General features: G+C 45.1%; 18 protein-coding genes. 17 read left to right on the top strand and 1 reads right to left on the bottom strand.

All coding sequences use genetic code 11. The features are described 5' to 3' along the window. The first annotated feature begins 2 nt into the window (after positions 1–2). The 10 genes from Q9R36_RS11680 (at position 3) to Q9R36_RS11725 (ending at position 10,755) form a co-directional block, all read left to right on the top strand. Positions 3–797, top strand: coding sequence for an MBL fold metallo-hydrolase (locus Q9R36_RS11680; protein ID WP_009794699.1), 795 nt, complete (start codon positions 3–5; stop codon positions 795–797). Between the two features lie 251 nt (positions 798–1,048). Then, positions 1,049–2,275, top strand: coding sequence for a S1C family serine protease (locus Q9R36_RS11685; RefSeq protein WP_009794697.1), 1,227 nt, complete (start codon positions 1,049–1,051; stop codon positions 2,273–2,275). Positions 2,276–2,422: 147 nt separating this feature from the next. Continuing rightward, positions 2,423–2,581, top strand: coding sequence for a CxxH/CxxC protein (locus tag Q9R36_RS11690; protein WP_009794696.1), 159 nt, complete (start codon positions 2,423–2,425; stop codon positions 2,579–2,581). A 101-nt stretch (positions 2,582–2,682) separates the two neighbouring features. Next, positions 2,683–3,162, top strand: a complete 480-nt coding sequence (rlmH, locus tag Q9R36_RS11695) for a 23S rRNA (pseudouridine(1915)-N(3))-methyltransferase RlmH (protein WP_009794695.1) — start codon at positions 2,683–2,685, stop codon at positions 3,160–3,162. A 509-nt stretch (positions 3,163–3,671) separates the two neighbouring features. Further along, a complete protein-coding gene (locus Q9R36_RS11700; RefSeq protein WP_224948541.1) occupies positions 3,672–5,339 on the top strand; it encodes a sensor histidine kinase in 1,668 nt (555 codons plus the stop codon). Further along, the gene (locus Q9R36_RS11705; RefSeq protein ID WP_009794692.1) at positions 5,336–6,064 is read left to right on the top strand and encodes a LytR/AlgR family response regulator transcription factor; all 729 of its coding nucleotides are present in this window, start codon (positions 5,336–5,338) and stop codon (positions 6,062–6,064) included. Before Q9R36_RS11700 ends, Q9R36_RS11705 begins: the two co-directional genes overlap by 4 nt. Positions 6,065–6,192: 128 nt before the next feature. Continuing rightward, positions 6,193–7,428, top strand: a complete 1,236-nt coding sequence (locus Q9R36_RS11710; protein ID WP_311225157.1) for an L-lactate MFS transporter — start codon at positions 6,193–6,195, stop codon at positions 7,426–7,428. Between the two features lie 182 nt (positions 7,429–7,610). Beyond that, the gene (locus Q9R36_RS11715; protein ID WP_311225158.1) at positions 7,611–8,861 is read left to right on the top strand and encodes a DUF2254 domain-containing protein; all 1,251 of its coding nucleotides are present in this window, start codon (positions 7,611–7,613) and stop codon (positions 8,859–8,861) included. Between the two features lie 262 nt (positions 8,862–9,123). Continuing rightward, entirely contained in the window at positions 9,124–9,408 is a 285-nt protein-coding gene (locus Q9R36_RS11720) for a hypothetical protein (RefSeq protein WP_311225159.1), read from the top strand. Positions 9,409–9,507: 99 nt separating this feature from the next. Beyond that, positions 9,508–10,755 carry a TerD family protein gene (locus Q9R36_RS11725; protein WP_311225160.1) on the top strand — a complete coding sequence of 416 codons (1,248 nt, stop codon included), beginning with the start codon at positions 9,508–9,510 and terminating at the stop codon, positions 10,753–10,755. An 81-nt stretch (positions 10,756–10,836) separates the two neighbouring features. Here the strand turns inward: Q9R36_RS11725 and Q9R36_RS11730 are convergent, their stop codons facing one another. After that, on the bottom strand, positions 10,837–12,279 hold the full coding sequence (locus Q9R36_RS11730; RefSeq protein WP_009794687.1) for a DEAD/DEAH box helicase: 1,443 nt from the start codon (positions 12,277–12,279) through the stop codon (positions 10,837–10,839). A gap of 605 nt (positions 12,280–12,884) precedes the next feature. Between Q9R36_RS11730 and Q9R36_RS11735 the strand changes: the two genes are divergently transcribed. From Q9R36_RS11735 to Q9R36_RS11765, 7 genes are all read left to right on the top strand, one after another. Next, a complete protein-coding gene (locus tag Q9R36_RS11735) occupies positions 12,885–13,697 on the top strand; it encodes a formate/nitrite transporter family protein (protein WP_035402980.1) in 813 nt (270 codons plus the stop codon). A 53-nt stretch (positions 13,698–13,750) separates the two neighbouring features. Beyond that, complete coding sequence (fdhF, locus tag Q9R36_RS11740) at positions 13,751–16,723, top strand: formate dehydrogenase subunit alpha (RefSeq protein ID WP_009794685.1); 2,973 nt, start codon at positions 13,751–13,753, stop codon at positions 16,721–16,723. After that, complete coding sequence (locus Q9R36_RS11745; protein ID WP_009794684.1) at positions 16,723–17,202, top strand: helical membrane plugin domain-containing protein; 480 nt, start codon at positions 16,723–16,725, stop codon at positions 17,200–17,202. Before fdhF ends, Q9R36_RS11745 begins: the two co-directional genes overlap by 1 nt. An 84-nt stretch (positions 17,203–17,286) precedes the next feature. Further along, a complete protein-coding gene (locus Q9R36_RS11750) occupies positions 17,287–17,658 on the top strand; it encodes a Na-translocating system protein MpsC family protein (RefSeq protein ID WP_009794683.1) in 372 nt (123 codons plus the stop codon). Positions 17,659–18,027: 369 nt separating this feature from the next. Beyond that, on the top strand, positions 18,028–18,303 hold the full coding sequence (locus tag Q9R36_RS11755; RefSeq protein WP_022544620.1) for a hypothetical protein: 276 nt from the start codon (positions 18,028–18,030) through the stop codon (positions 18,301–18,303). A gap of 209 nt (positions 18,304–18,512) precedes the next feature. Further along, positions 18,513–19,220 (top strand): DNA alkylation repair protein, encoded by a 708-nt coding sequence (locus Q9R36_RS11760; protein WP_009794681.1) that lies wholly within the window; start codon positions 18,513–18,515, stop codon positions 19,218–19,220. Between the two features lie 75 nt (positions 19,221–19,295). Beyond that, positions 19,296–19,829 (top strand): glycerol-3-phosphate responsive antiterminator, encoded by a 534-nt coding sequence (locus Q9R36_RS11765; RefSeq protein ID WP_022544619.1) that lies wholly within the window; start codon positions 19,296–19,298, stop codon positions 19,827–19,829. Positions 19,830–19,870: the final 41 nt, after the last annotated feature.

Below are 19,870 nucleotides of genomic sequence, written 5' to 3' on the forward strand. Positions count from 1 at the left end.
ATATGTCTTTGCATTTTAGTGTTCTCGCCAGTGGGAGTACGGGAAATGCGATTTATGTTGAAGCGGACGGACAGTCCTTTATCGTGGATGCAGGCCTGAGCGGCAAGCAGATGGAGGCGCTGATCAAGCAGATCGACCGCAGCCTCGGCAATCTGTCCGGAATATTGGTCACCCATGAGCACAGCGATCATATCAAAGGCGTTGGCATCGTTGCCCGCAAATACGGCCTTCCCGTCTACGCGAATGAAAAGACGTGGCAGGCGATGAACGGCCTGATCGGGGAAGTGCCGCTCGACCAGAAATTCACCTTTGATATGGAAACCGTGAAAAGCTTCGGCTCGCTTGATATTGAATCTTTCGGTGTATCCCATGATGCGGCTGAGCCGATGTTCTATATTTTCCATCATGAAGGCAAGAAGCTTGCCCTCATCACGGACACAGGTTATGTGAGCGACCGGATGAAGGGAATCATCAAGAATGCCGACGCGTTTGTATTCGAAAGCAATCATGATGTCCAGATGCTCCGGATGGGGCGCTATCCATGGAATATCAAACGAAGGATTCTCGGCGACTTTGGGCACGTGTCCAATGAAGATGCGGCGCTTGCGATGAGCGAGGTGGCCGGCGACAATACAAAGAGCATTTACCTGGCCCACTTAAGCCAGGATAACAATATAAAAGATCTGGCGCGCATGTCTGTCAGCCAGACGCTGGAATCGCGCGGAATCCTAGTCGGGGAACAGTTCAGCCTGTATGACACTGACCCGAAGGCTCCGACTCCGCTGACAGCGGTTTAAGGTTTACCGGCGGAATAAATAGGAAAAAAGAATGGTACGAGCATGATGCCATTCTTTTTTTGTGCTTTTTTTTAAGTCTTGGATATCACCACAGCCTCACTTTTGATCAGCATCTGATAAAAATTATGAACAAAATCGTAAGATTCCTTCAGGCAGTTTGTTTTTCTTAGAAATTCCCGGCCCGGCGAGTATAATATTGGATAGAAGGAAGAATAATTCTTAGCAGCTTTGTGAGAAAGGATTGGTCAAACTTGGGTTATTATGATCAGGATTATCAGAACCGCTATAAAAAGCAAAAAGGAAATAAGGGCGGCTATTTCTTGGCCAGCCTGATCGGCATCATCCTTGGCGCCATACTGGTCATTGTCGCTGTCCCTAAGCTGATTGACTATGATGTGCTCCCATACTCAGCGAACGAGGATGCAGGACAGGCTAATACAGGCGGAAGCAATAATAATGTAACCACCCGCAATGTTTCGCTCAATGTTGAATCAGATATAACGAAAGCAGTCGATAAAGCCGGCGATGCGGTTGTCGGCATCGATAACATCCAGAATGCGAGCATGTGGTCAGGCGCAGAAGAAGGGGACGGCCAGACAGCTGGAACCGGCTCAGGCGTCATTTATAAAAAAGAAGGCGGCAAAGCCTATGTCGTGACGAACCATCACGTGGTAGAGGGAGCTTCAAGGATTGAAGTGACACTTGCAGATGGAACGAAAATCCCGGCCAAGCTGCGCGGCAGCGATATTTGGACCGACCTTGCCGTATTGGAGGTCGAAGGGGAAAAAATCGATAAAGTTGCTGAATTCGGCGATTCAGATGCTTTGAAAATCGGCGAACCGGTCATTGCCATTGGAAATCCGCTTGGACCAACCTTCTCAGGTTCTGTTACCCAGGGAATCGTTTCAGGCCTTGAGCGTGCCATTCCGGTTGACATCAACCAGGACGGGACAGTAGACTGGCAGGCAGAAGTCCTGCAGACTGATGCTGCCATCAATCCGGGGAACAGCGGCGGTGCCCTCATCAATATCAATGGTCAGGTGATCGGCATCAACTCGATGAAGATTGCCCAGGATACGGTTGAAGGAATCGGCTTATCGATCCCGATCAACTCGGCCCAGCCGGTCATCAGCGACCTGGAACAGTTCGGGGAAGTGAAAAGGCCGTATATGGGTGTTGAGCTGCGCTCTGTTAATGAAATACCTGCCTACTATCAGCAGGAAGCCCTGAAGCTGCCTGAGGATGTGACAAACGGTGTTGCAGTCATCCGTGTGTCTCCTAACTCACCGGCCGACCAGGCAGGATTGCAGGAATTTGATGTTATCGTCGAAATGGACGGCGAACAGATCAATGATGTCATCGATCTCAGGAAGCATCTGTATAATAACAAGCAGGTCGGAGATCAGATGAAAGTGAAATTTTACCGCGGCGGAAAGGCACAGGAAACAACCCTGAAGCTGTCAGGCGAAACTATCTAAAGAGAAGAAACTAACAGGAAGGCCAAGAGGCTTTCCTGTTTTTTCTTTTGGTGTTACGATGGATGTGGATAAGTATTTCGACAAATAGAAGAATGAAATTTATCCACAATTCTTATAATAAAAAGAAAAACTGATAGGAGTGCCAAAATGATTTACAGCTGCGAAGAACACATTGATATAGCCATTGATACCGTGGTGGACGAGTATGAAACGTTCCCTGTGATGAATAAAATTGAAGACAGCCAGTTATCAACAACCTGTGAATATTGTCGAAATAAGGCAGTATATATGGTGGCGAACAAGTGATTCCATACAAGATGTGGATATAAAATGTGGATATGTGGATAACTTTTGTGGATATCTTGTTTGTAAGCTGTTTGTAATTAAATTGTAAAGGATTGTGAATAGTGAATATCTCAATCATCACCGTTGGAAAGCTAAAAGAAAAGTACCTGAAACAGGGCATCGACGAATACCTCAAGCGCCTGTCCGCCTACGCCAAAATGGATATCATCGAAGTCCCTGACGAAAAAGCCCCCGAAGAACTGAGCGACATTGAAATGATTCAGGTCAAGCAAAAAGAAGGCGAAAGAATCCTCGCCAAAATTCATCCCGATGCCCATGTCATCGCCCTGGCTATTGAAGGGAAGATGAAATCATCTGAGGAGCTTGCTGATACGATCGATAAATTGGCTACATACGGAAAAAGCAAAATTGCCTTTGTTATTGGAGGATCACTTGGCTTGAGCCAGGAGGTTTTGCAGCGGTCAGATGAGAAGCTGTCATTTTCGAAGATGACATTTCCGCATCAGCTGATGAAGCTGGTTTTGCTGGAGCAGGTTTATCGGAGCTTTCGGATCAATCGGGGGGAGCCTTATCATAAGTAGTTGAGATTTAACAAAATGCCTCTCCTGATGAGGAGAGGCTGGGATAAAAATAGAAAAGGTTATCCTGTAGGGGATAAGATTAAGAAGACTGACTGATTAATAGACGGAAGAATTCCGCTTAATTAGTAAAATTGATAAAAATCAGCGCAAATAGACGGAGAAATTCCGCTTATTAACTTGAAAATTGTGAAATTGTAATAATTTGCTTTGCATAACCGGAAAATCTCCTCTTATTTACCTAAAAATGAATTCCATTCTGTATTTAGCCGGAAAATCCCCGCTTATTTTTCTTATGTAGGATCCATCAATTAAAAGAAGCCAGCTAGGTAAAGTATTAACGTGCCGGGAGTCAGGCACCTCACAAAGCCAAATCATAGCTTTGTGTTTTTTATTACCCTAAAATAGCATTATCCTCAACTTTCCAGCCAATAATGATAAGAATACAAAATACCTCATCTATATCATGAATTTATTTATAAGTACTTTTGCACCAAGGAGGCCACACCATTATGTACGCTTCATCTGAGTTAGAAATGCTCATTCGGTTAATCGAGCGGGCTGCACTTTTGCTGATTACGTTGTTTTTCATGGCGAGGGTGCCGAAGTTTAAGGAGATTTTGCAGAGGGACCATCATTCCCCGGTAGAGCTGTCGCTGCTGACGGGGATTTTCTGTGTGTTTGCCCTTTTTGGGACCTATTCGGGAATTGAAGTGGAAGGGTCAATTATTAATATCCGGACGATTGCTATTGTCTCCGGAGGAATCCTGTTTGGGCCGTGGGTTGGCATAGTAACAGGGATTGTTTCCGGGGTGCACCGCTATTTGATCGATATTGGCGGGGTGACCTCTGTTCCGTGCCTGATCACCAGTATTCTGGCAGGGTTCACTGCTGGCTATATCCATGTTTATATGAAAAAAAGCAGGCGATGGATTTATGGGATTATCGCCGGGATGTTCTGCGAGACCCTGACGATGATTCTTATTTTAGCAATGGCTGATTCCTTTGAATTGGGTGTCGCGATTGTATCGAAGATAGGGATTCCGATGATTTTGGGACAGGTCAGCATTGGACTGATCATCCTGATGATTGCGAGTGTGGAAGGGGAGAAAGAGCGGATTGCCGCCCAGCAGTCCCAGCTGGCCCTTAATATCGCTAATAAGACTCTGCCATATTTCCGCTCGATTAACGGAGAATCGCTTCGGACGATTTGCAGGATCATTAAAGACGATATCAAGGCGGATGCTGTTGCGATTACGGATACGAAGGATGTTCTTGCCTATGTCGGATATGGGGAAGAGAAGTATAAGATTGGACAGGAAATCATCAGTGATCTGACGAAAGAAACGATCCGCAATGGGCAGATTACCATCAGGAACAATATTGCCGATCATCATACACCGCAGATCCACTGCCTGCTGATTATTCCTCTATCAGAGCAGGGCATTATAACAGGGACATTGAAAATTTATTACCGGAGAGCCTATACCATCACAAATACACTGCAGACGATGGCGATTGGACTGGCGCAGATCATCTCTACTTTGATGGAAGTTTCGAGAGTGGAGCAGATTAAGGAAGAAGCCAATAAAGCCGAGATAAGGGCCTTGCAGTCAAAAATCAATCCTCACTTCTTGTTCAATGCCCTTAATGCGATTGCCTCAACGACAAGGCGTGACCCGGAAAAAGCAAGGGAACTGATCATCAGTCTATCTGGGTATATGCGCTATAATTTGGAAGTTGGCGAAGAACTGATTGAAGTTCAAACGGCGCTTGAGCAGGTGAGAAATTATATTAAAATAGAAAAAGCAAGGTTTGGTGAACGTCTTCAGGTTGTTTATGATATAGACGATCTTCATTTAAAACTGCCAAGCCTGCTGATCCAGCCTTTAGTGGAAAATGCCGTGGTCCATGGCATATTAAAACAAAAAGGGCCTGGCAGCGTGACGATTTCCATTAAAGAATTCCAAGATAAAATTAGAGTGAGTGTCAGGGATACAGGAAAAGGAATCGATCAGGAAGTGATTGACCGCCTGCACAAAGGGGAGGTTTCCTCCAAGCAGATTGGCCTTTTCAATGTGCATCAGCGGGTGAAGCTGATTTACGGGACTGATCTGGTGATTCACAGGCTGAATCCGGGCACGGAAGTTTATTTTGACATAGGTAAGGAGCCATCATGAGAGCGATCATAGTAGAAGATGAAATTCCGGCGAAGGAAGAGCTGGAATATTTAATAGAGACGCATAGCAAAATCGAGATTGTGGCTTCGTTTGAGGACGGGCTGGATGTGCTGAAGTTCCTTCAGGAGGAAGAAGTCGATGCCATCTTCCTGGACATCAATATCCCCTCATTGGATGGGATGCTGCTGGCAGGAAGCATCAGCAAGTTTGCTAAGAAGCCGTATATCATTTTCACAACAGCTTATAAGGAGCATGCGGCACAGGCCTTTGAACTGGAGGCTTTTGATTATATTTTAAAGCCTTATGAGGAAAAAAGGATTGCCGCTATGCTTTCCAAGCTGGAAGCAGCCTTTCAGAAGGGAAAGCAGACGCAGGAAGAGATTCCCCAGGACCGCAATCGCCGGATTAATCTGAGGAAAAATGAAAATATCATCGTGACGGAGGTAAATGATATTTATTATGCAGAAGCAAGTGAGAAAATCACCCTGGTTTACACAGAATCGGAAGAGTATACGATGCCTGTGTCAATTAGCGAATTTCATGACAGCCTGCCTCAGGATCTCTTTTTTAGATGCCACCGTTCCTATAGTGTGAATCTGTCCAAGATCCATGAGATTGTGCCATGGTTCAATAATACATATGTATTGAAACTGAAGGGTGTGAAGGCGGAAATACCGGTCAGCAGAAGCAAGTCGAAAGCGTTCCGGCAGATTATGCATTTGTAAATACCACTCATTCCGAATATCAGGCATTTCGTTCTGAAAGCGATTTAATTCCTATTTTCAGCGGTAGAATTCAAGTATAAACACAATTGCTTGAGATTATGAAACCGCTTAGAAAGAGGAGATTCGACATGAACGAACGAAAGGCAAATCGACTTCTTATCATCATTGGCACCATTATCGTCCAGATGGGTTTGGGCACCATTTATACGTGGAGCCTTTTCAATCAGCCTCTAGTCGATAAATTCGGCTGGGAATTAAGCGCAACCAGCATTACTTTTTCCATTACAAGCTTTGCATTAGCATTTGCGACCCTGTTCTCAGGGAAGCTGCAGGATAGATGGGGCCTTCGCCGTTTGGTGGCCGCGGCCGGGATATTGCTTGGTGCTGGGTTAATCCTCAGCTCACAGGTATCCTCATTATGGATGCTGTACGCTGTTGCCGGAGTGATCGTTGGCTTCGCAGATGGTATGGCTTATATTACAACACTAAGCAATTTGATCAAATGGTTCCCAGAGAAAAAAGGCTTGATCTCAGGGATTTCCGTTGGTGCATTTGGGACAGGCAGCCTGATTTTTAAATATGTGAACGCCAGTTTTATCTCATCATTCGGTGTCTCAACAGCCTTCCTCCTATGGGGAGCAATCGTCCTGGTAATGGTCGTTGGCGGCTCGTTTTTACTAAAAGAAGCAAAAGAAACAGCAGACAGCTCTATGAAAGCGGCATCAAAGCAAAAGGATTATACAGTCAGAGAAATGCTGAAAACGAAGCAGGCATATCTGCTGTTTGTGATCTTCTTCACAGCATGTATGAGCGGGTTATACCTGGTCGGGATTGTCAAGGACATCGGAGTCAGCTTAGCCGGGCTGGATGCAGCTACAGCGGCAAACGCAGTCGCATTGGTAGCCATCTTTAATACAACAGGCCGAATCGTTCTGGGTGCACTGTCAGATAAAGTCGGCCGGATGGAAGTTATTTGCGGAACGCTGCTGGTCACTGCCATTGCAGTCACAGTCTTAAGCTTTGTTCCATTGAACTTCCCGATCTTCTTCGCCTGTGTAGCAGCCATTGCCTTCTGCTTTGGCGGAAACATCACTGTATTTCCAGCCATCGTGGCAGACTTCTTCGGACTGAAGAACCAAAGCAAGAACTACGGCGTAATCTACCAGGGATTTGGAATCGGGGCTTTAGCGGGCTCTCTGGTAGCCGCTGTACTTGGTGGATTCCAGGCAACGTTTACGGTTATCGCAGCATTGTGTATCGTCTCACTTGTGATTGCACTGACCATTAAGCCGCCTGGTGAGGGCAAGAAGCGTAAGGAACGTAAGGGGAAGATGAAGTTGGAGCCTCATACGAGAGTTGGATAATATGAAATAGTGCCTAAGTCGGTGCCTGACCCCCAGTACGGTAAAGTGTTAACATACTGAAGGGTCAGGCGCCTTTTATTTGAAAAGAAGAGCCAAGGGACCTGACCCCTTGGCTCTCTTTGTTTCACAAAAACAATTTTAGGGCAAAAACAATTAAAACGCGTAAAGAAAGGGGAAGGGGATTGTTTAAGCAGTTCTTATTTAAAATTAAAGAAGGTACATGGTTCATTCCGGCTGTGTATACGCTCGTCGCATTGATTCTTGCGATCGGTGTGGTATATGTTGATTATTATTTGAACGAATTTTATCCAGAGATCTTTCTTGTGGGGCTGGATTTGGGTAAAACAATTCTTGGGACCATTGCCGGTTCGTTATTGACCATGACGACCATTACCTTTTCTACCACCATGGTTGTGTTAACTACATATTCTTCCCAATTTTCGCCGAGGACGCTGGAGAATTTTATTCAGGATCCGGTGACGATGAGGGTGCTGGGAGTCTTTATTGGCGGATTTGTTTATTGTATATTTACACTGCTGTTTATAAGAGAATCCTTTGGTAATACGGTGGCATCGGCTTCTATTGGCATAATCATTGCGTTCATATGCCTCGCATTTTTTGCCTATTTCATCTACCATGTCGCCACATCCATTCAGGTCGGCAAGCTGATTGAGAGGCTTGCTGACGATGCATTGGATGTGATTAAGAAGGAAAAAGAAAGGTATGAGCAGGATGACCGTGTATCCCTGCTGCAGGTCCGGCCGTCGGTTGTCATTGAAGCAAAGGCTGTAAAGGCCAGACGGTTTGGCTATATTCAGTATATTGATGAAGGCATGCTGATGGAGCATGCCGCTGAACAGGAAAGCATCATTGAGGTTCTCAAGCCAATCGGCCATTTTGTTACGGAAAAACATGATCTGCTTTGTGTCCACAATCAGGAAGAAATACCGGAAGGCCTTGAGGATGCTGTTATCGTAGGGACAGAGCGGACCACTTATAGTGATGTGGAATTTGGCCTGCAAAAAATTGCTGAGGTGGCCTTGAGGGCGGTATCACCGGGAATCAATGATCCCAATACAGCCATCCAGTGCATCAATTATTTAAGTGTCTGCCTGTCTGCAGCCAGCAATTTAAACGGGGAGGTTAAAGCCATCTCTGATGATGAAGGAAGAATGAAGGTTATCATTCCGCATCGGCCATTTGAAGATCTTTTGAATACTTCCTTCAGGCAGATCAGCCACTACGCGAAAGATGATTTTTCAGTCATGCAGGCGATTTTTAAGGCGCTTGAAGAAATAGGCTCAGGCTGCGGCCCGGCAATACGCAAAACCCTTGATAAGTTCGCAGATTATTTGAAAGAACAAGTAGAAACGGCTGCACTCACCAAAACCGAGAAGGATGAATTGTATAAAGTCTGTCTGGTTGAAGAATGATGGGGAAAGGCAGGTTTTTCGACTGCCTGTTTCGAAACTTGGAAAGAATACGTTAAATAATACAGTTTATGGGGACACAATCCGTAAAAGGATTGGTGTCCCTGTTTTTGTTGCAGCAGTTTCTTGATTAGCATGACAGGAATTTTCTGAAATAAAAGAAATTATTTGCTAGAATAGATGAAGAGCTTTTTCAACTCATAGGAAGAAATTAACAGAAAAATAATAATACATGTTCTTCTAAAAATAGGATGGAGGTATAATTATGTGGTTTATACTAGGAGCTGCTGTCATAGCAGCAACCTTTATAAATCTTTATATGTATATGACAGGAAAAGATTACAAATTTGCGATGGCAATGGGATTATCACTTACTGCTTTGACACTCTGTGCACAATACAGCGCTGTATCTAATTGGGTAAACAGTGAAGATTGGCCGGCTTTAATGGATGTTGTACCTACTATGGAGAAGGCGTTGTGGGTTTTGACGATTATTTCTATTTGGCTGAATATAGCACCTACACTTCTAGAGGTGAAAAAGAAAAAATAATTACCTATTGCTGTGATTACCAGATTACTAGTCCACAAGGTTGCTTGATTTCAACTTGCAAAAACATCATCAATGCATTTATGAGAAGGGTTGGTTTATATGAATTCATTGCTTCAGATGGGAGCAAATGCAGTTTTGAGTTCCCCAAAAGGAACTGTAACTGTCAGCTACGAAATGTCCAATATGATAGATATTTCCTTAACCGCTTTCCTGCTGACCGATTCAGGCAAGGTGCAGGGAGACAGCGGGATCATTTTTTATAATCAGCCGAAAAGTCTGTCTGGAGCCGCTGCTCTTATCCCGTCTGTGAATGTGGGTCAGACTAAGGTACATAAACTTGAGTTTGATATGAGTAAACTGCCTGCAGGGATTGCTAAAATAGCCATCACGCTAACCGAGGATAATCATACCGGCTTTTCCAATGTGAGGAATTTAAAGGCGGAGATCAGTGCGGGCGGGGAATTGATTCAATTTGTCCCATCTGTTTTTAAAAATGAAAATGGAATAGTAGTACTGGAATTGTATGTAAGAAACGGCCAGACAAAGGCAAAATCAGTGTGGCGGGGATTCGATTCAGGCCTTGAAGGTTTATGTAAACTTTACGGTGTTGAGGTTGAAGCTGAGGAGCAAAAACAGCCTCCTGCACCTCAAGCTGTTGAAAAACAAGCTTTAAAAGAACCTGCTAAAACACAATCAGTCCCTGAAAAGAAAAGCAGCTTAAATACTCTGCCGCCGATAAGCCTTGAAAAAGCAAAAGGGAAAATAAATCTCGATAAAGGCCAGAAGCCGGTGTTAATTGAGAAAACACCTGAAATTACGGCGACAGTCTCCTGGAAGACAGGGACGGACTATGATATCTATGCTCTGGTTTATACAAAGAATGGCAGGCAGATAGATGTAGCCATGTTCGGGGCCCAGGGGACACCGCCACTCAAGAGGTTTGGCAATGGAGCAGTAGAGCATATGGGGGATGTGGGAAGATTCAGCGGATCCACAAAGAAAGAAGTCATTAAATTGAGGCTGACCAATGATATTCTGGCAGTGGTGCCTGTTGTATATTCAGCTCAGTCAAATGGAACAGGGTCATTCTACAGATACAAGGTATCCATGAGTATTAATAACCATAGCGGAACTTCTGTTACCATTTCCTCCAAGAATGCGAATAATAATGACACGATCTATACCTGTGTGCCCGGAATACTCCATAATACCGACGATGGAGTGATTATAAGCCCATTAGAGCTTTATAGTGCACCCAACTCTGAGTATAGACCCAGACTAGTAATGGGAGCTTCGAATATGGTAGAGGTATTGATGGATCAGGGGCCGATTAATGATTATAAGTAGGGGAAAAAAGAGCCAAGGGGTCTGTCCCCGTGGCTCATAAGTAGGGGAAAAAAAGAGCCAAGGGGTCTGTCCCCGTGGCTCTTACTTAATCGCCTTACTGACCTTCAATTTCTTCCCCTTAACCGTGGCATTCTCCATAGCCTGCAGAACCAGCGATCCTTTCCCATTCAGAATATCAACATATGACATCTGATCATGGATGGTGATGATGCCGATATCGTCTGCTGTGACTCCAGGGATTTTGGCGATGGTTCCGACAAAATCAACGGCACGGATTTTCTTCTTTTTACCGCCGGTAAAGTGGAGCTTCATGATATCCTGGTTGATTCGGGCTGTTTTATTATTTCTGACGACCCGCCTGCCGCTGATTTTTTCTTCGAAGGCAGCTTTTCCGGCAGCAACATCCTGCTGGCTTGGTGCTTCTATGACAGGAATCTCAAAGCCGATGTATCTTTCAATCGCTTTAAGGAATTTTTCTTCAAAAGGTGTGGCAAACGTAATGGCTTTGCCTTTGTTTCCGGCGCGGCCGGTTCTTCCGGTCCGGTGCACATAGCTTTCTTTTTCCATTGGGACATCATAGTTAATGACAAGGCTCACATTATCAATATCAATCCCTCTGGCAGCTACATCGGTGGCCACAAGATAGCGGTAGTTCCCCATTTTAAAGCCTTCCATAACCGCAAACCGGTCTTCCTGCTCCAGTCCGCCATGGAGCCTCTCACTGGAATATCCAGCACCATCCAGTTCAGTGTACACTGTATCAACATGTTCTTTAGTCCGGCAGAAAATGAGGCAGCTGTCAGGATTTTCTGTAACTGTGATGTCTTTAAGGAGCGAAATCTTATCTTCCTGCTTTACTTCCATTAGGAGATGTTCGATCGTCTCAGCGGTTACCCCGGTTGATTCAATCTCAACGTGAACAGGGTCTTTCATATATTCGTGGCAAAGAGCTTCAACATCTTTAGGCAGGGTAGCAGAAAAAACCATGGTCACCCGGTCTGAAGGAAGCTCTTTAATGATGGCTTCCACTTCATCGATGAACCCTCTATTAAGCATCTCATCCGCTTCATCGATGATCAGATACTGTATTCGATCCAGGACGAGCGTTTCCCGGTCGATATGGTCCATAACCCGTCCTGGCGTCCCAACGACCACATGCGTTTTCTGCTTCAATTCTTCCTTTTGCTTTGTAAAAGGTTCTTTTCCGTAGACGGCCACTGCTTTGATGCGTTTGAAACGGCCGATATTCGTAATATCTTCACGAACCTGAACGGCGAGCTCCCTTGTTGGGGTAAGGATCAAAGCCTGCGGGCTTTTTTCTTCCCATTCAACCATATCGCAGACAGGAATACCGAAGGAGGCGGTCTTCCCGCTTCCGGTTTGAGCCTTCACCACAAGATCCTGCTTTTCCATCGCCAATGGAATGACCTTGCTTTGTACCTCTGTTGGAGATTCGTATTTTAACACACCCAGTGCCCTTTGTATTTCTTCGCTTAAATGATAATCCGCAAAACTTTTACTCATTATTTAACCCCGTTTTTTTGTTTTTTCGTCATATGGATAGAATTCTCTTTAAGAAGTATTGTATGCATGATCAGATATGGTTCATTATACTTGAAAATTGCTGGACAAGATATAAGAGTCCAGCCCCCTCAACTCCGCCCCGCGGAAAGCGAAGTGTCTGGAGCGGAAACCATCAGCCCTCATTAGGAACACAACAACGAATAGAGGAACAAAAAGAGTCAACGTTTACTTAAAGATACTTTATAGACAGTATCCCCTGTAAAAAAGTTCAAGAACTATTCGCAAATCGAAGAATCTATGATAGAATTAAAAAGTTATAGAGGATGAAACGTTCATTGATGTTAGTTAATTAACATTGACTGTACATCCTGTTCTTTCATTTCGTATGAAGCGGGAAGGTTTGCTGGTATTACATAATGCTAAGCTTTCAGCCCACTGTAAAATGGTACATGCAAATGCATGGGGCCTTTTTATAGTGGGCTTTTTTTGTGTTCTCGTTCATATGCCCTTTAATACGGCAGGCTGGTTCTAGAGAGATGGTCCTAAGAGGCAGCCTTATGCCTTATGTATTGTGGACCATAAAGACAATAATTGGGGGAAGAAATATGGCATTTCATAGTTCACAGCAGATCGCCGAAATGGCGGTTGAAGCTGGGGTGAAGAAGGCTACCATGCGGCCGGCGCACACACTCATTTTAGGATTTTTAGGTGGAGCTTTTATTTCTTTAGGTTTCTTATTATATATCCGGGTTGTTGCTGACCTGCCGCATGAATGGGGCACTTTCAGCTCGCTTATTGGCGGAGCCGTGTTCCCGGTAGGGTTGATGCTGATCATTATTGCCGGCGGAGAATTGCTGACAGGCAATATGATGGCACTGCCGCTGGCTGTGATGGCGAAGCGCGCGACGTTTAAGCAGCTGGGCAGGAATTGGCTGCTGGTTTTGGTTAGTAATTTTATTGGTTCAATCTTTGTAGCTTATTTCTTTGGACATGTTGTTGGAATGACGGAAACAGGTGCATTCCTGACTAAAACTATAGCAGTTGCGGGAGCAAAAATAGATCAGGCATTCTGGCCGACTCTAATATCCGCTGTTGGCTGTAACTGGCTCGTTTGTTTAGGCATCTGGCTTGCTTTCGGAGCTGATGATATCGGCGGTAAGATTCTTGCGATCTGGTTCCCGATCATGGCATTTGTTGCCATCGGCTTCCAGCACGTTGTAGCCAATATGTTTATCATTCCTGCAGCCATCTTTGCAGGGAGCTTCACATGGGCTGATTATGCTGCAAACTTTGTACCGGTTGCCATTGGAAATGCCATTGGCGGAGGAGTCTTCGTAGCATTGGCTTACTGGATGGTTCATAAAGATTCTCTTCAATCATCTATGAGAGCAAAATCAAGTATTAAGAAAGCCAGCTGATAATTACTCTTGTTTTTTGGATAGATTTGTTTTTTTACTAAGGAGGCTTTACCGTGGGGGAAAAAGTGAATGTTCTGATCAACGGAACAGCACACCAGGTTGAAGAAGGAACTCGTATTTTAGATTATCTCATGCAGCAGGAAATCGAACATCCGCATATATGCTATTCCGAGGTTCTTGGACCGGTACAGAGCTGTGATACTTGTATGTGTGAAGTGAATGGCAATCTGATGCGTGCATGCTCTACAGTTGTGGAAGACGGCATGGACATTGCCACCTCGTCTGAAATCGCCAAAGGCGCCCAAGAGGAAGCAATGGACCGTATTTTAGAAAACCATCTGCTGTACTGCACTGTATGTGACAATAACAATGGCAACTGCCGTGTACATAACACAGCAGAAATGATGGGGATTGAGCACCAGACGCGTCCGCATCGTTCTAAGGGCTATGAAGTCGATATGTCTCATCCGTTTTACCGCTATGACCCTGACCAATGTATTCTGTGCGGCCGCTGTGTGGAAACATGCCAGGATCTTCAGGTAAATGAAACGCTGACCATTGATTGGGAAACAGGGCAGCCGCGCGTATTATGGGACGGAGGAAAAAGCATCAATGAATCCTCTTGTGTTTCCTGCGGACAATGTGTATCTGTTTGTCCTTGTAACGCATTGATGGAAAAATCAATGCTTGGAAACGCTGGCTTCATGACAAGCATGTCTGATGACCTGCTTACTCCTATGATCGACCTTGTAAAAGCAGTTGAGCCGGATTATCAAACAATCATGGCCGTTTCAGAAGTAGAAGCAGCCATGCGTGAAACAAAGATCGAGAAAACAAAAACGGTTTGTACTTTCTGCGGTGTCGGCTGTTCATTTGAAGTTTGGACAAAAGACCGTGAAATCCTTAAAATTGAACCATCAGAGAATGCGCCGGTCAACAGCGTTTCTACTTGTGTAAAAGGCAAGTTTGGCTGGGACTTTGTCAATTCCCAGGAACGTATCACTTCACCATTGATCCGTAAAGGCGATGTGTTTGTGGAAGCGAGCTGGGATGAAGCTCTTTCTGTTGTGGCCAAAAACCTCGGAGAAATCAAAGATACTTACGGAAGCGATGCATTAGGTTTCATTTCTTCATCTAAGATCACAAATGAAGAAAACTATCTGATTCAGAAGATGGCCCGCCAGGTGTTCGGCACACATAATGTCGATAACTGTTCCCGCTACTGCCAGTCTCCTGCGTCATGGGGACTGCAGCAGACAGGAGGCATCGGCGGCGACTCTGGAACGATCCAGGATATTGCAGGTGCAGGGCTTGTCATCCTGGTAGGCTGTGCTCCGGCAGAAGGACATCCGGTCCTTGCGACACGCATCAAGCGTGCGCAGAAGCTACATGGCCAGAAACTGATCACAGTGGATGTGCGCAGGCATGAAATGGGTGACCGTGCCGACTTGTTTGTACGTCCAAAGCAGGGTACTGACTTTGTATGGCTTTCCGCTGTCACAAAGTATATGATTGACCAAGGCTGGCATGATGCGAAATTCATCACAGAACATGTGAATCAGTATGATGAGTTCTTGAGCATGATCGAGTCCTATACGCTTGAAGAAGCTGAAAGCATTACAGGCATTTCTGTTGCAACATTAAAAGAAATGGCTGAAATGATCCGTGACGCAGATGGAACAGTCGTCTGCTGGGGAATGGGTGTAACACAGAATATCGCCGGCTCCCACACTTCTGTTGCCATTGCAAACCTGCTTCTGGCAACTGGAAACATGATGCGTCCGAATGCTGGTGCCTATCCATTGCGCGGACATAATAACGTACAGGGTGCTGCCGATATGGGAACGATGCCTAATATTTTCCCTGGCTATCAGTCTGTGACAAATAAAGAATTACGTGAGAAATTCGAGAAAGCCTGGGGCGTGGAACTGCCTGAAAATCCAGGGCTTGATAATATTGAAATGCTCGGTGAAGTGGATAAAGGCAATCTGAAGGCAATGTTTGTTGCCGGTGAGGATATGGCATGGGTTGATGCTGACTCTAACCATACACAGGCAATGCTTGCGAAGCTGGACTTCCTTGTGGTGCAGGAAATCTTCCTGACAACAACAGCCCAATTCGCTGATGTGATACTGCCGGGTGCTCCTTCTCTTGAAAAAGATGGGACATTTACAAATACTGAACGCCGCGTTCAGCGTCTATACAAAGCATTAGAGCCTATGGGCAACAGCAAACCGGACTGGTGGATCCTTACTCAGCTGGCTAAAAAGATGGGCTATGACTGGAACTACTCTCACCCTAGCGAAATTTTTGACGAAATGGCAAGCCTGACTCCATTCTTCAGCCAGTGCAGCTATGATGTTCTTGAAGGCTGGAACAGCTTCCACTGGGGATCTCAGGATGGATCGAACACACCGCTTCTTTTCCAGGACGGCTTTAACTTCCCTGATAAAAAAGCACGCTTCGGATTGTTTGACTATGTACCGCCTGCTGTATTCCCGGATGAGTTCGATCTATCACTGGATAATGGACGACTGCTCGAACATTTCCATGAAGGAAACATGACTCATAAATCAGAGGGACTGAACTACAAATTCCCTAAAGTGTTCGTTGAAGTATCGCCTGAACTTGCAAAAGAACGCGGCGTAGAAGAAGGCTCGATTGTACGCCTGATCTCGCCATATGGTGCGATCAAGCTGCCGGTCCTTGTAACCGATCGCGTTGTTGGAAAAACGGTCTATGTGCCAATGCACTCTTCAAGCCATGAAAGTGCGGTCAACCTCCTGACTGGCGGTGCGGTTGACGTTGTGACACATACACCTGCTTACAAGCAAGTGAAGGTGCGGATGGAGATCCTCCAGCTGAATGGAGAGAATCCTCTTCCGAAGTACAATCCCCGCTATGCGACACGCACACCGCAAATGGGTCTTGAAATCTACCGCAAGTGGGAACGCGGTGATTATGTACCGCTCAGCACTGTCAACGAACATGTCTTCCCTGGTACCTATGACAGGAGGAATGCCTGATGGCAAAACCGATTAGCATCATTCAAAAGACAGAACTGACAGAAGAACAATTGAAGCAGCAATCCCTGGAGAATCTTCTCTCCGGGATTGCGGAAAATAAAGATTCCCTGCTTGAGACATTGGCTCTCTTGCAGGAATTGCATGACAGCGGGATACTGGATGCTGCCGGAAGCCTTCTGAAAGCAAAAGAGCATGCTGCACATGCTGCAATCGGCCAGCTCACACGCGAGCCTGTCACAAACATGATCAATAACGCAATGGCAGCAGGAGGCATCCTCACCCAGCTTGATCCAGAGACAACAGCCAAGCTGTCAAAAAGCTTGATAGCAGGAATGAAAAAGGCTGAGCAGGGATTAAAAGAGGATAGCAAAATCGGGATTTTTGACTTAATGAAGGCCTTAAAAGATCCTGACATCAACCGTGTGCTCGGATTTGGATTCAATCTATTAAAAGGTATGGGGGAAGGCTTAAAAGAATAAGCCTGAATCCTGGCCCATTCATTTTATAATGAATGGGTTTCCTTTTTTATAACAAACTATGTGTATCAATAGGAGGGACAGATCATGGCAAAGAATCTGGAGCATCAATTCAGTATGCTTGTCCGTGAAATCCGAAAAGAATACGTTGGAAATGGGCCTAAAGAAATAACCACCAAGTTCATTGGCTCCTGGGCTGTCAGTGAAATGAGAGGGAATCTGACCAATGTGGAAAAGTTCATGATCACTTCGGCACAAGGGGAAGATATGGTCCATGAAACGAGAACAAGATTTGTAAAAGAAATCTACAAAAAGCCGGAAGTCCAATTAAAATTTGAAAACCTGATGGACGCCAGAGTGATCAGGCTGTTTTCCGATATTAATATTAAAGAAGATATCGCCATGACTGTATTTGTCTTTGACCGGCCGATTGAGGGGAAACAGGGGAAACAGCTTTGAATTCTGTTCATTTGCGGCGTCATACCAGCTTGTGAATTAGACGATTCATGAATGGCATCTCAGCGTTCTTACAATGAGAGAGATAATCGATTTTCTGCAGAGGTTTATGAATGACAATTAAAAGAAATTATAAAGCTTAGAGGCTTTCCAAATGTTGATTGGACAATCGGGAAGCCTCTTTTTATTGTGCTTTTTTTGGGATTGAAGAAGGTACGGCTTTAATTTCTTTATTATAGGCAAATGCCCATTAAGCTAGTAGAATGGAATGGCTGGTTTTTAGTGCTAAGAAATCCTCACGAGGAATAGGCTGATTTATATAGCACAGATCATACTGCGGACATGCGCATAGCCGCTGCAAGGGGGAACATAATGAAGATATTTCTGATCATCAGCCAGCTCATTTATGTTATTTGCCTTATTCCCTGGTTTCCTATCTGGGGCTTGTCATTTATGAGTTTTGACAGTGGGATCGCCCTTGGAAACAGTGCGTTTGTCATAGGCATCGGGCTGTATCCTGTGGCTGTTATTGTGTGTTCCATTCTGGGCTGGGTGCTTCGCGGGCGCAATAAAAGGCTTGCCATCATCTTTAATTCTGTTCCGATGATCTGGATTATCGGTTTTGGACTGCTGATGATCATCATTTGAAGAGCAACTCCATTGAACCGGGATAAAGGCCGTTCATGCAGGCTGCTGCCCGATTAACAAGGTCAAAGGTTTAATAAATAGGAACGAGGTAAAGCCTGCCAGTAAGGGAGAGGTTTTGCCTCGTATTTTATTTTTACCCGGATTATAAGCTGTGCAGGAATGATAAAATAGAGCTATAAATAAATAGCTCATGGAAGGAAGTGCGGAAGATGGATTTCGAAACAGTCATGCAGGAGCTTGAAGCCCTCGGCAAGGAACGGACAAAGAAAATATACCTGTCCAATGGCGCCCATGAGCCTCTCTTTGGAGTCGCGACTGGGGCTATGAAGCCGATGGCGAAGAAAATAAAGATCGATCAGAAATTAGCCGAAGAACTCTACTCGACAGGAAACTATGATGCCATGTATTTTGCCGGCATCATTGCAGATCCGAATGGTATGATGGAGGCTGATTATGACCGCTGGATCGATTCTGCGTATTTTTATATGATCTCAGACTATGTAGTGGCAGTCACTTTGTCAGAGTCAGAGATCGCTCAGGAGGTTGCAGACAAATGGATTGCCAGCGGTGACGAGCTGAAGATGTCTGCAGGCTGGAGCTGCTACTGCTGGCTGCTGGGGAACCGGAAGGACCATGAATTTGAGGAAGAGAAGATCTCCAGTATGCTTGATCTTGCGAAAAAGTCTATCCATGACGCGCCGGAAAGAACGAAATCTTCTATGAGCAACTTCATATACACTGTCGGGCTTTCCTATTTGCCGCAGCATGAAAAGGCGCTCGGGACCGCACAGGAAGTTGGTGTGGTAGAAATGAAGCGGGAAAATAAAAAGAACAGTCTGCTGAATCCATACGAAAATCTGCAGAAAGAAGTAGATAGAGGACGGCTTGGCTTTAAGAGGAGATATGTCAGGTGTTAGGCTATTGCTAAATCCTGCCCAAACCCGCAGAATGTACCTAACAGACTTCTACTAACATAAACTGGATGTGATCTATTGTTTACTGGCATAATCCCGGCTATTCGAAATATGAAAGATTTTGAGCATGTATTGAAGAGGGATCATGAGCATATCATTCTTCTGGAGACGCGCCTGTCGCAGATCGAAAGTGTGGTCAAGTATGCGAAGCAGAGCGGGAAGAAGGTGTTTGTGCATGCGGATCTCGTTCAAGGGCTGAAGGTGGACGAGTATGGGATTGAATATCTGATCAATAACGTGAAGGTGGACGGCATCGTCTCTACCAGGGTTAATGTCATTTCTTTGGCGAAAAAGCACAATGTCATTGCGATTCAAAGACTGTTTGCACTGGACAGCCATGTACTGGAGCATAATGTCAGGATCAGCCGCAAAGTCAAACCGGATTATATCGAGGTTCTGCCCGGCATCATCCCGGGCATCATGGAAGAAATTCATGAGAAAACAGATATTCCGCTGATTGCAGGGGGACTCATCCGTACCGAAGAGGATATACAAAGTGCTTTGAATAACGGAGCATCTGCCGTCACCACCTCCAATCGGGATTTATGGTGACAGGGCCTTTTTCCTTATTTTAAAATAGAACATTGTTCAGA

This window comes from Bacillus sp. AG4(2022) (genome assembly GCF_031844465.1).
Taxonomy (GTDB): Bacteria; Bacillota; Bacilli; order Bacillales; family Cytobacillaceae; genus Bacillus_AB; species Bacillus_AB infantis.